9 protein-coding genes, 2 tRNA genes and 1 pseudogene are annotated in these 12,652 nt (G+C 36.8%); 6 read left to right on the top strand and 6 right to left on the bottom strand.

Annotated elements, in window-relative coordinates; all coding sequences use genetic code 11:
• Window positions 1-36: 36 nt before the first annotated feature.
• The 4 genes and pseudogenes from ACQH2O_RS06070 to ACQH2O_RS06055 form a co-directional block, all read right to left on the bottom strand.
• Window positions 37-765, bottom strand: a complete 729-nt coding sequence (locus ACQH2O_RS06070) for an Rpn family recombination-promoting nuclease/putative transposase (protein ID WP_007550709.1) — start codon at window positions 763-765, stop codon at window positions 37-39.
• Complete coding sequence (ltrA, locus tag ACQH2O_RS06065; protein WP_425385084.1) at window positions 762-2,309, bottom strand: group II intron reverse transcriptase/maturase; 1,548 nt, start codon at window positions 2,307-2,309, stop codon at window positions 762-764. The genes ACQH2O_RS06070 and ltrA overlap by 4 nt, the downstream gene beginning before the upstream one ends.
• A 37-nt stretch (window positions 2,310-2,346) precedes the next feature.
• Window positions 2,347-2,490 carry a hypothetical protein gene (locus tag ACQH2O_RS06060; protein ID WP_173862902.1) on the bottom strand — a complete coding sequence of 48 codons (144 nt, stop codon included), beginning with the start codon at window positions 2,488-2,490 and terminating at the stop codon, window positions 2,347-2,349.
• Between the two features lie 454 nt (window positions 2,491-2,944).
• Window positions 2,945-3,190, bottom strand: a pseudogene (locus ACQH2O_RS06055) (PD-(D/E)XK nuclease family transposase); the annotation flags it as partial.
• A gap of 210 nt (window positions 3,191-3,400) precedes the next feature.
• Between ACQH2O_RS06055 and ppdK the strand changes: the two are divergent.
• Entirely contained in the window at window positions 3,401-6,136 is a 2,736-nt protein-coding gene (gene ppdK, locus ACQH2O_RS06050; RefSeq protein WP_425385392.1) for a pyruvate, phosphate dikinase, read from the top strand.
• A gap of 84 nt (window positions 6,137-6,220) precedes the next feature.
• Here the strand turns inward: ppdK and ACQH2O_RS06045 are convergent, their stop codons facing one another.
• Window positions 6,221-7,510, bottom strand: a complete 1,290-nt coding sequence (locus ACQH2O_RS06045; RefSeq protein ID WP_208571573.1) for an ankyrin repeat domain-containing protein — start codon at window positions 7,508-7,510, stop codon at window positions 6,221-6,223.
• Between the two features lie 123 nt (window positions 7,511-7,633).
• Between ACQH2O_RS06045 and glpX the strand changes: the two genes are divergently transcribed.
• Together glpX and ACQH2O_RS06035 are read left to right on the top strand one after the other, a co-directional pair.
• Entirely contained in the window at window positions 7,634-8,551 is a 918-nt protein-coding gene (glpX, locus tag ACQH2O_RS06040; RefSeq protein ID WP_425385391.1) for a class II fructose-bisphosphatase, read from the top strand.
• Window positions 8,552-8,656: 105 nt separating this feature from the next.
• Window positions 8,657-10,006: a hypothetical protein gene (locus ACQH2O_RS06035; protein WP_425385146.1), complete on the top strand. Its 1,350-nt coding sequence runs from the start codon at window positions 8,657-8,659 to the stop codon at window positions 10,004-10,006.
• A 420-nt stretch (window positions 10,007-10,426) separates the two neighbouring features.
• Here ACQH2O_RS06035 and ACQH2O_RS06030 read toward each other — a convergent pair whose 3' ends face one another.
• A complete protein-coding gene (locus ACQH2O_RS06030; RefSeq protein WP_010962761.1) occupies window positions 10,427-10,921 on the bottom strand; it encodes a hypothetical protein in 495 nt (164 codons plus the stop codon).
• Window positions 10,922-11,126: 205 nt separating this feature from the next.
• Between ACQH2O_RS06030 and carA the strand changes: the two genes are divergently transcribed.
• The 3 genes from carA (at window position 11,127) to ACQH2O_RS06015 (ending at window position 12,598) form a co-directional block, all read left to right on the top strand.
• On the top strand, window positions 11,127-12,326 hold the full coding sequence (gene carA / locus ACQH2O_RS06025; protein WP_010962760.1) for a glutamine-hydrolyzing carbamoyl-phosphate synthase small subunit: 1,200 nt from the start codon (window positions 11,127-11,129) through the stop codon (window positions 12,324-12,326).
• Between the two features lie 114 nt (window positions 12,327-12,440).
• A tRNA-Tyr gene (locus ACQH2O_RS06020) sits at window positions 12,441-12,523 on the top strand.
• 4 nt (window positions 12,524-12,527) lie between these two features.
• Window positions 12,528-12,598 (top strand) — tRNA-Gly (locus tag ACQH2O_RS06015).
• The last annotated feature ends 54 nt before the right edge of the window (window positions 12,599-12,652 follow it).

Raw genomic sequence — 12,652 nt, 5'->3', positions numbered from 1 at the left:
TGCAGCATTATTTCGTGTAACCGTTTGCGGGTCCACTTAATTCTGCAATTCTTTGATCTCACTCATGGAGAGGCCAGTAAACTTAACAATAGTGGTGACATCAACATTATTAGCTAGCATTGTTTTTGCAACTTCAATTTTTCCTTCCTTTTTAGCATCATCAAGTTTTTGTTCAAGAACAGCCCGTTCATCACGAATACGTTTTATTTCCTGTTCGTAGGCAATAAATTCTTTCTCTGACCAGTTGAATCTATTTAGTTCTTCATATGCCTTTTTAATTATTACATCACTACCTATTATCTTTTCCAATTCTTCTTCGCTAGTTTCATCTGCATATTTAAAATAATAGATCCATTTTTCAACTATACTCTCCAATTGGTCTTCTTTAGTTTTAGGAAATTTTGGTAACTCAATAAATGTAAAATAAAAATCTTTTAAATCATGTTCATAGCTATCTTTGTCTAACATTACATGATCTGACTTATACTCAGATTTATTAGGAAAGAGAATACAATCAGCAATAGCTATAAAAATGATTTCTTTAAGACCCTGATATTGATCACCTTTATCAGCTTGCCTTGAATAAGCTTTAGCAGCGTAATATTGAGCGCGTTTTTCAAAGCCTTTAGTTTTGGCAACTTGGTTAGGTAAGGAAGTAGTATTGCTACTACTCCCTCCCTTAGAAACGCAGCATGCAGGTTTCCCCACACTACGCTTGAGCCCCTTATCTAAGTCCTTCTTTTCTCGAACCGGCTTGTCCTTCATGATTCCTCAGAAAACATCATTCTTAATGGTGACACCAACAGTAGAGAACCTTCTCTTGAGAAAGAGCTTGCTAAAATTTTTGTTTGTTTCACTCTTTCATCAAAATACTTTTTCCATTTTAAGTCAAGTGGATTTGCATCCGCCCTGATTTTAACATGTCGTCTGATAGGTATATCAATCAACCTAAGCAGTCTTAAATACCTTATCTCTTTCGGTTTGTTCTTGCATATGGGTGCAGCAAAGACCCATTGGCGTTGTTTCATTACCTTGAAGTAACGATTCTTTATCCAACGTAATCCTTTACGAGGATGTCTTTTCTTTGCCCATTTCCATAGAGCACACATAATTTCATGGTCTATTTTGTTAAAAGCTCTTTTCGCACACACATGGCTGTAGTAATTTCCCCATCCCCTTAATAGGGAATTGAGCAACTTGATTAGTACGGCCTGAGTGTTCGCTATGTTTGCCTTTATCAATGTACGTGCTTTATTAAGAAGTTTCTTAATACTTTCTTTTGAAGGTTTTATAATTAACTTCTTATTATACCTGCGTACATTACAACCAAGAAAGTCAAACCCTGTTGTAATAGATGTAATTTTTGTTTTCTCTTCGGAAAGGATAAGACCTCTCTCCTGAAGAAAGGACGATACTAGAGGTTTTACTTCATTTTCCAGTACTTCGCGTGTGATTCCTGAAATGATAAAGTCATCTGCGTACCTGATTACATTTACTCCACTTCTGATTTTGCTTCTTCTTTTACTGCCAAGTTTACCAAATTGACTTTCCAATGATTTTTCAAGTCCATTTAGGGCTAGATTTGCTAGTATTGGAGAGATGATACTACCTTGTGGGGTACCTGCAGTTGTGGAATACAGAGTTTTTGATTCTAGGAAGCCAGCTTTTAACCAGCTATGAAGAATTTTCTTCTCCATAGGAATATGCTTCATGAGCCATTCATGGTTAATGTTATCAAAACACCCTTTAATATCACCTTCGAGTATCCATTGTAGTTGGTTACGGCTTGCCAGTAACAAGTGACAAGCCACAGTAGCGTCTGCGCAGGATCTTTTTGGTCTAAAACCATAAGAGTGACGATCACTGATCGTTTCAGCTATCGGTTCCAAAGCAAACAAGTATAATGCTTGCATGGCTCTATCTTTTATCGTAGGGATTCCAAGAGGTCTTCTTTTGCCATTAGACTTACTGATGTATATCCGTTTTAGCGGAGAAGGTTTGTATCCTCTTTGTTTTAATAGCTTTATTCCTTGAAATTTTGTGTTGCAAGTTGACCATATTTGACGATCTACACCTGCTGTGTTTTTTCCTTGGTTTTCAGTTACTCTCTTAACCGCCAAAGCTTTGCCGCTAAAAGAGCGTGTGAGAAGGTGTTGTAAAGTTTTCACCTTACCCCATCTGCCTTGTTGGACAGCCTTAACAATACGCCTCTGTAGCCTCATAACAACTTTTTGGCATTTCTTCCAGGGTAACTGGTTCCATGCTTCGGAGTTATTGGTAGGTGCACTTACAGTTGTACTTGTAATCATCTGCTTTCCTACCTTAAGTGGTTAACAAAGTTTCTTGTCATGAGGGACCAAATGGAAGTCTGCTCGTTTTCACGCGAATTAATGTTACAAATTCTATCCATTTCGTTACAAAATGGCATTCGCTTTCTCCATTATCCTTTACCTGCACATCCATCAGCATTCCTTGCGGGTTGCCTGCCATATAGGCGAAAATACAGGCTTATCCTGTTCCTTTTGTCATACAATAGTGGGTTAGGTGGCTTCTCTATACCGGTGGAATTATTATTTGCGTACATCCAGAAATGAAAAATGTAACTCATCCACATTACCTTTTGGTCGGAGCTTATCAGCATCTTTAGCTCTTTAATCGTTACGATACTTATGAAGCTTCACTTACGTTCACCATACCACTAAGCCTAGCCCTCCAACCACATGATGCTTGTAGTTTATGCTTTCTCTTACGATTGAGCATCTTCTTTATCAAGAGGAGGTTCATTGTCCGCGTCGCTCGGCACCAACTGGTTACCCAATTCGCACTGATGCGTAGACTCAGATGGCAAAACATCTGGTTCAATAAGCTTTAGAATCCTTTCAGTTTCTTTCTGAATGAATTCCTCTCCTTTTAAACAATATGACCGAAGGCTTTCAGGTCGCACCATTTCGACTATTACTTGCACCCCATTTTCATCCCTGCAAAGAACATCAACGATACTTTGTTTTTTAGAGGCAATTTCAGCATCTTGAATAGTGCTGAGGAATTCTATTTCTTTTATTTCATCTTTGCCAGTGAACCCCAAAATATCATTGAGAAAGTGAATGAGGATGTCTTTATTTTTTTCAGTACCAAAAATACGCCGGAACGCAACATCATTCTTGGGGTCGAGAAATTTAGAAAGAGCCATAAAAAAATTTTTAAATGTATCTTTATATTATATATTCTTATTAATAATAATTCAATAATTTGTCGTCTTTTTTGTTAACTTTACTGATGTTGTTGTAAGGAACGTTGTTGCAAAATTTTGTAAAATTTATTATCCTAAGGTTTCAAGTTCTCACAGGTTTATTGGAGCTATATGTACAATGTGTTTATCAGTGAAAATCCGGAGAAAATGATGGGGGAAAAGTTAATACATTACTTTAGCCAGGGTAAATGCGAAGGCAATGCAGAAATGAAAAATCTGCTGGGAGGAAAGGGGGCAAATTTAGCAGAAATGTGCAATGTTGGCATTCCTGTTCCACCTGGTTTCACAATTTCCACCTCTGCTTGCAAAGTCTATTATCAAGACAATAGATCTTCTGTTATCCAAGTAGCTGACTACTCGGATCCAGAAAAAAATGTGGTCACGCACTGGAATGACATATGTAGTGGAATCAAAAACTACATGGCGATGCTCGAAAATGACATCGGTTGTAAATTTGGGGATTTAAATAATCCCTTATTAGTTTCCATACGCTCTGGTAGTGTTAGTTCAATGCCGGGCATGCTTGATACTATTTTAAATGTTGGTCTAAATGATGAAACCGTTGTTGGGCTTGCAAAAAAAAGTGGCGAACGTTTTGCTTACGATAGCTACTGCCGTTTCATCATGATGTACTCCAATGTTGTACTACAGCTTGATCATCACCTATTTCAAGATGTTGTTGATAATAAGCAGCAAAAGAGTGGAGCAAAAAGCTTAGCTGATCTTGATGTTGATGTTTTAAAAGAAATTGTTAACAATTTCAAAAGGATAGTACATGAAAAAACAGGAAAACATTTTCCGCAGAACGTTGAAGAGCAATTGCTCAGCTCAGTGAATGCAGTATTTGCTTCTTGGAAAAATGATAGGGCTGTTTCCTATAGAAAAATACATAATATTCCTGAAAACCTTGGAACAGCGGTCAACGTGCAAGCAATGGTTTTTGGTAATTTAAATGATAATTCTGCAACTGGTGTGATATTTACACGAAATCCTTCAACTGGAGAAAAAAAATACTTTGGTGAATTTCTGATGAATGCTCAGGGTGAGGATGTGGTTTCTGGTGTTTATACTCCTATGCCAATTGACGGAGAGCAAAAAAACACCATGGAGAAGTTGCTGCCAAGTGTCTACCGAGAATTATGCGTGGTATGTGAAAAACTTGAAAGGCATTATAAAGACATGCAGGATATCGAATTTACTGTGCAGGACGGTAAGTTATGGATTTTGCAGACTAGGTCTGGCAAGCGCACGGCTGAAGCTGCTATTCGCATAATAGTTGATATGGTAAACGAAGGAACGATTACAAAAGAAGAAGGAATATTGAGAATTGATCCAAAAACCTTTGACAATTTATTGCATCCAGTTCTTGACGTTAAGAGTGACCAAAAAGTAATAGGGAAGGGGCTGCCGGCTTCTCCAGGGGTTGCTTCTGGATATGTAGTGTTTAGTGCAAGTGATGCTGAAAAAGCTGCAGAGCAGGGCAAAAAAGTGATTTTAGTAAGGTCAGAAACGAGTCCTGAAGATATTAATGGAATGAATGCTGCAAGTGGCATAGTAACAGCACGGGGAGGGATGACCTCGCATGCTGCTGTTGTAACCCGTGGAATGGGTAAGCCATGCATTTGCAGTGTGAGTGGACTTTATATCGATAAAGATGGAACTTTCTTTTCTGTAGGGGATACAAAAGTAAATAAAGGTGAACCAATTACCATCAACGGAGGAACAGGGGAGGTTATGCTTGGCATTCTCCCTACAATTTCACCTGAATTATCGCAAGAATTCAAAACGGTAATCAACTGGATAGATGAAATCAAAACGGTCAAAGTGAGAGCGAACGCTGATACTCCAAAAGACGCAAAAATTGCAAAAGAATTCGGTGCAGAAGGTATAGGCTTATGTCGCACAGAACATATGTTTTTCGCTAGTGATAGAATCGAATTCATTCAAAAGTTGATAATAGCTGACGATGAAAATGAAAGGGCAAATGCGCTCATTAAACTAGAAGAAATGCAAAAGTCTGATTTCAAAGAAATATTTTCTATTATGGAGGGCAGGGAAGTCACTATACGGTTGCTTGATCCACCTTTGCATGAATTTTTACCCAATGATCAGTCTACTATAGAAAAAATTGCCAAATCACTTAGTAAGTCAGTTGAGTCAGTAAAAAATAAAATAGCACAGTTATCAGAAAAGAACCCAATGCTTGGCCATCGAGGTTGTAGACTTGCTATTTCTCATCCTGAAATATATAGCATGCAGATTAGGGCAATACTTAGTGCTGCAAGTGAATTAAAGAAAGAAAAGAAGATAGAAGTGGAGCCTGAAATCATGATTCCTTTTATCATGAGCGAGAAAGAATTTATTCTGATATGCGAGCTAGCAAAGAAAGAATCCTCTGTTATCTCAGCTGGGATCCAGACGCAGATTCCAGCTTCACGCGCTGGAATGACATCAGACAAGGCTTATTCAATTGGAACGATGATAGAACTACCAAGAGCAGCACTGATTGCTGATAAGTTAGCAAAACATGCAGAGTTCTTTAGTTTTGGCACTAATGATTTAACGCAAACAACCATGGGACTTTCAAGAGATGATTCAGTTAATTTCCTCGATTCTTATAAGGAAAGCAACATATTCGAAAACGACCCATTTGAAGTGCTGGACATCGAAGGGGTAGGGGAGTTAATCAAGATGGCCATTGAAAGAGGCAAAAAAACCCGAAAAGAAATAAAACTGGGTATATGTGGAGAGCATGGAGCAGATCGAAAATCTATAGAGTTTCTCATCGAATCAGGGGTGGATTATGTTTCATGCTCACCCTATAGAGTACCGATTGCAAAGTTAGTGGCAGCACAGTTTAGTGTTAGATCTAAATTTGCTAGGTAAGTATAGTGGCAGTGTTGGCTACTCATATGGTTTGAGCCCACCAGAGGGTGTCATTCCAGCGCGTGACGCTGGATCTAGTTTTTATTATGGCTTTCTGGATCCCAGTGTCTGGGCACTGGGATGACATCCTGTTACACGTTCAACTTCATTCTCTCTCATCTCCCTATAACTTGGTAATGTAGAATTTTTTACATGCAACCCGGTGTATATTGCAACCAAAGCAGCTATGACACTGCAAACTACTGCACCAGCTACAAATGGAACCATTACAGCAGCAGTAATGAATAATCCTGTAATAACAACTCCAACAACATCTTTTGTCAATGAGGTGTAAAAATCCTTTTTGCTCTCTTTATATTTAGTTTCTTGTTCATTTGGCATAGAAAATTGAGCATCTACGAAGCCGTTAGCTTTATTATCATTATTTGGTGTGGCAGTTTGCTTAGTATTTGTTTCCTCTGGTATTACAGGCGTTTTGTTTTTGTTATTATGATTATCACCATTGGTACTGGTTAGAGGAACTGTTGCTATAGGTCTACTACCAATGTTCCCATTACTGCTGCAAGGTTTTGCTCTGTTTTCTTCATTAAGCTTACCACTATTCAAGAACGCATTAACAATTTCAGTTTTACCTACCTGTATGGCCACTTCTAAAGCCTCTTTCCTGTTTGCAGGACTCACGTAACCTAAAATTAGCTCAACTTCTTGGACATTACCTTGAACAATAGCAGAATTCAAGGCATGCAATTTTTCTTCTTCATTAAATTTGCCACTATCCAAAAGTACCTTAACAACGTCAGCTTGTTTTGTTATTGCAGCTATATCCAATATAGTCCTGGAAGCAGTATCTGTAAGATGGATTACAGCATCTAAATCTGTAAACAATTTTACAACATCTAGAAATACGCTACGATCGCCGGTAATATTGGACTCTCTTACAGCATTTGCAAACGAGTCAAAAATTGCCGAATTTGTTTTTTTTCCTTGTATTAGTTGCCCGTAAAGTACTTCAGCAGTCATACCAGGGTTTATGGAGTTACTAGAATCTACTTCATTACTGTCTGCTCTATTCTCTTCCACATTAGGTGCCTCTTCTTCCTTGTTTATCGCTGCGGTTATTTGCTCTTGTTGAAGGGGTTTACACCCATTTTGGAGGAGAAAATCCTTAACGCGTGTGTTGTTATTTTCGGTTGCATGTTTTAGAAGTAAGTCTTCTAATGAATTGTCTCCTTCACATTTATCTTGGAAATTAACTTCTTTCCACTTTGGTTCCTTTTGCAAATCTTTAAGACTAGCAATTCCCTTATCATCATATTTTACAATTGTAGCTATCTTTCGATACAACTCTCTAATATCATCATTACTATATACCATAACTAAACCTACTACTATATGTTAGTTTATTACAGCAACTTTCCCACAACCAGTCAAGACATATTGCAGTCTAAAGTTGCATGATATATATTGGATTCTTTATTTATGATTCTCGAGCAAATGATGGAAGATTTAGCTTATAAATTAGTTAAAGTGACCGAAGCTGCAGCACTTGCTGCATATAAACTAGCAGGCTTCGGCGATGAAAAAAAGGCTGATCAGGTTGCAGTTGATGCAATGCGTACAGTATTAAATTCAATGGAAATAAATGGTACTATCGTAATTGGTGAAGGTGAGAGAGATGAAGCGCCGATGCTATATATTGGCGAGAAGGTTGGCACTGGAAATGGTCATGAAATCGACATTGCCGTTGACCCACTTGAAGGCACTACGATTTGTGCTCATTACAAATCAGGGGCAATGTCCGTTCTTGCTGCAACGAAAAAAGGTAATTTTTTACATGCACCTGATGTTTATATGGAAAAGATAGCAGTAGGAAAAAATCTTCCAGAGGGTGTAGTCTCACTAAAAAATAGCATTGAAAAGAATCTAGACAATTTAGCCAAGGCAAAAAAATGCAAAGTGAATGATCTCGTGGTAACTGTACTTAAACGTGAAAGGCACAATGAATTAATAGAGAAAATCAGGAAATTAGGAGCAAAAATTAAACTAATAGATGATGGCGATGTTGCAGCCGTAGTTTCACTAGTAAATGGCAATCATGATATGTATATCGGAATAGGAGGGGCACCAGAAGGGGTGCTTGCGGCTGCAGCGCTGAGTTCAATCGGTGGGCAGATGGAGGGAAGATTAATATTTGACACGGATCAATTAAAAGAAAGAGCAAAAAATTTAAATATCCATGACCCAGAAAAAATCTACACCGTAAAAGATATGGCAAGAGGTGAATCAGTGTTTATTGCAACTGGAGTAACAAGCGGAGAACTTGTGGATGGAGTTGATAACATATGTTCAACTAGTTCTTTAATAATTCTACCTAATAAGCTGATAAAGCTGCAAACAATGCAGAACTTATGTTAGCTTTTTTAGTTTCTAATTTTAGCTTTACAACATTTAGCATTAAGATATAATCAAGTTTACTTATAACAATAGAGGTGTGAAATCTTTTCTAGTATTGTAAATCTATTGAATGGTTTTTACAAAAATTCGAGTACCAAGGAAAGTGAAGAAAAGTTGACTCTTCTATCTCCTCAAGCAAATCTTCAATTCGATGAGACTCAGGTACAAAGTGTGCTCTCAGATTTTGAGAAATTGGAGTTTAAGGATAATAAGTGTTTTGACAAAATAGCAGACGATTATGAAAAGAAGGGGAAGAGTTCCCTCTTTAATTACGTGATATTGAATAAGCGGAAAGAAATAATCGATATATTAGATAGGAATCTTCCTCTTCTCGAAGAACAGGAGGAGTTTAGAAAGAAATATAGTCAATATGTTTTTCAAATTGACAAAGGAATGAGTTATGGAAAAGAACTTCAAGATAGACTTCAGTCTTTTAAAGATAGGGCAGAAGAAGTGTTATCAGATTTTGAAAAATTGAATTTCAATTTTAAGGATAATAAATGTCAAGATTCTTCTGATTCTGTAAATTATAATAACGGCCGGCCAGCGGATCCATTTGACAAAATAGCAAACTATTATCGACGGGAGAAGGAGAGCATTTTCCTTTTTAACTATGTGGTATTAAGTAAGCAAAGAGAAATAATGGATATATTGGATAAGAAGCTTACTTCTAAAGATCAGGAGGAGTTAAAAGAAAATTTTAAAAAGAGGTTGGGTAGATATCTTCTTCGAATTGACGAAGGAATGAATGATGCAAAAGAATTTCTAAACAAAGATGATCTAATTGGTTTCTTTGATGGATGTTATTGGCCAGACAAAAAGGCAGGACATCTTGTTAATCATTATGATAATCTTAGTATCAACATTACTAAACCTGGACAGAGTTTAGAAACTAGTCGTCTTTTTAGCGAAAAGATTAAAAGGATGGAAACAATTAAAAATGAGGTACAAAGAGTAAAAATATACAGTAATGATAAAAGAATAGTAACAATTGAGAAGAATGAGAAACAACAGAGGAACTACTCCTTTACAAAATTTGCAATATGTGACATCGAAATTAGTTGGGATGCAAAAGATGAATCTGGAAAAGACCTTAACTGTACTGTTGTTCTAAATATAAATTTAGGTCAAGTTAGTATTAAAAAATCAACTATTGACGGTAAAGATGTTGAACCAAAGAAAATTTTAGAGTTAGCTAAGCAAAACGAGGCTGTGCTTATAAAAGGTAAAGCTTTACATGAAGTTTTAGCAGCACATTTCATTAAGCAAACACCATGTGAGGAAAAGAAGGATATGCAATCGCACGAGAATATCGTTGTACCTGGTTCCGGTGCACCTCGCTCTATTAATGAGGAAATAACTGTAGAGCATCCGTTCGGGAAAGCGGCAAATAAAGATAATCATAGAGAAATGTGAGTTTACAACAAATGGTGCCATGAAAGTAGCTGATACATAACTGTACGAACGTTTGTTTGCGAAGAAATGTTATAGCAGGTTTTGCCTCAAACACAAAGGTGTCATTCCAGTGCTTGACACTGGAATCCAGCCCTTTTACGCAGTCCCATTAAAAACGTTGTATTTTAACGTAGGATTAGCTACTTTTATACTCACCAATTTAATCTCTAATCAAAATTCCTGGATCCCAGTGTCTGGGCACTGGGATGACATCCTCCCTAGTGGATTCAAATCACAATATTCGTATAGTAAGCACTGACCACTTTTGCTTCAATATTTGCGATGCCCCTGAACAGATACAATTATTCTATTATCAGGAGGATGCCATTAATCGCTTTATATAATGCTACTTGTAACACTTATGCCCTGAACGGAGACAGTTTAGGCTGTTATGCCTGGCGGCTTTGTTGGAATAAGTTTTTCAACACTGCTAACAATAAAATTGATTGTATCGTCAGCTACCTTATCGAATTTATCATTTATCTCTTTTCCTATTTCTTGATTTTTAACATATTCGTGTAGAGCTAAAGCAGTTATAGCTGCACATGCTGCAATTAAGCCAGTTTGTGCTATAATGAATAGTGATAATCCTCCTACGAATATAGATGTTAATCCAATAGCCAGGTTTATAATTTTACTTTGTGTTGTTTGTTGCGTCGCTTGGCTTTGATCTGCCTGTTTATCCTCTAAAGCATTCGATATTGTTTTTAAGGCAACTTTTATCGCTATTGCTGCAACTGAAACCATAATTAGCCCTATAGCTATTTTTGCTAAAAGAAGAATCGACGGTAGCATCATTACAAATAATAGCGCGCCAATTCCTCCAGCTAACCACTTCTCATTTATTTTTTTTGATTGATTTGTACCAGTGTTCATTATTACCCTCCACTTTACTTATGATTTACCTATATCTAATACGAAATATGAAGGTAGTCAACTATATATTTTATATGAAAGATTGTATTAAAAGTTTTTCATGTTATTTTTTGCTGCTTCGTGGTTAAATTTGGAATTTTAGAAAGAGTTACGTATTATTTGAAATTCTTGTATACTGTTTTGAATCAGTTAAATAGATAATGAAGTGCAGGACGCAGTTTTAATTTTACAAGATGGCAAGTGCTTTTGGGGAAAATCAGTAGGTAAAAAAGGCAAGTGCATAGGCGAGGTTTGTTTTACCACTGGTATGACCGGTTATCAGCATACTATAACTGATCCTTCTTTTGCCGATCAAATTATAACGTTCACTTTTCCTCATATTGGTAACATTGGAATAAATCATAAAGATAATGAAGGAAAGAAAATTTTTGCAAGTGGTGTGGTTATGCGTGAACTTTCTTCTATGTCCCACCCTTCTTCATATATCAGTTTAAATGATTGGTTAGAGAAAAATAACGTGATTGGGATATCAGGAGTTGATACTAGAGCTTTAACAAGACATTTGAGAGAACATGGATCTCAAAATGGAATGATATGCTCATCGAGTAAGGCGCATGCATTAGACAAATTGAAGGAATACAAACCTGTAAATGGGATAGAAATAACTAATAAGGTTAGTTTAAATAACAGTTTTGAAAATAATAGACTAGCGGAGCACTTTGTCATCCAAGTAGCTGACTACTCGGATCCAGCAAAAAATATATGGATTCCAGTGTCACGCACTGGAATGACATCAGATAGAGCTATTGACCTTAATGCAAAATATAGGATTGTAATCGTTGATTTTGGCGTAAAAATCAGTATAGTTTCACGCTTAATAGAACTTGGTTGTACAGTTGAATTAATCAGACCAAGCACAGGTTTTGCTCAAAAAGTGTTGAGTATGAATCCAGATGGTATAGTGCTTTCAAATGGTCCTGGTGATCCGCAAGAAATAGGAGAAAGTGTAGTTTCAGAAATAGACATTATTATAAAATCTAAAATACCAATTTTTGGCATATGCATGGGCCATCAATTACTTGCGATTACTTTGGGGGCAAAGACCATCAAGATGGATATAGGTCACCGAGGGAGTAACCATCCAGTTTATGATGTAATTAGTGGAAAAGTTGAGATCACTAGCCAAAATCATGGTTTTGTTGTTGATTCAGCTTCTCTTCCAAGTAATGTTGAAATTACTCACATTTCTCTATTTGATAATAGTGTAGAGGGAATAATGATGAAAGATTACCTAGTCTTTTCTGTGCAATATCATCCAGAAGAAGCGCCAGGTACGCATGATTCGCATTATTTGTTTAGGCGTTTTATTGGCAATATTGTGTTATATAAAATGAAATCTGCATGATTTTAATCAGGGTAGGTTTTATTGCTTGATTTTTTAATTTTAGGCGTTTAGTATTAAATACAATAAGAGCTTAAGTTAAGATGCTAAAATAGTATTCTCTTAACAAATTTTTGCGGAGGAGTGACCGAGTGGTTAAAGGTAACAGACTGTAAATCTGTCCGCGTGAGCGTACGTAGGTTCGAATCCTACCTCCTCCATTGTGCGGGTATAGCTCAATGGTAGAGCTCTAGCCTTCCAAGCTAGTGACGTGGGTTCGATTCCCACTATCCGCTCTTTTTTTTGTTGTATTTTTATAAAATCAACATATTATTTATTGATGTATTTGT

Origin of the sequence: Wolbachia endosymbiont (group B) of Schoenobius gigantella (assembly GCF_964031005.1) — a bacterium.
Classification (GTDB): domain Bacteria; phylum Pseudomonadota; class Alphaproteobacteria; order Rickettsiales; family Anaplasmataceae; genus Wolbachia; species Wolbachia pipientis.
This window is presented reverse-complemented; position numbering and strand designations above follow the sequence as displayed.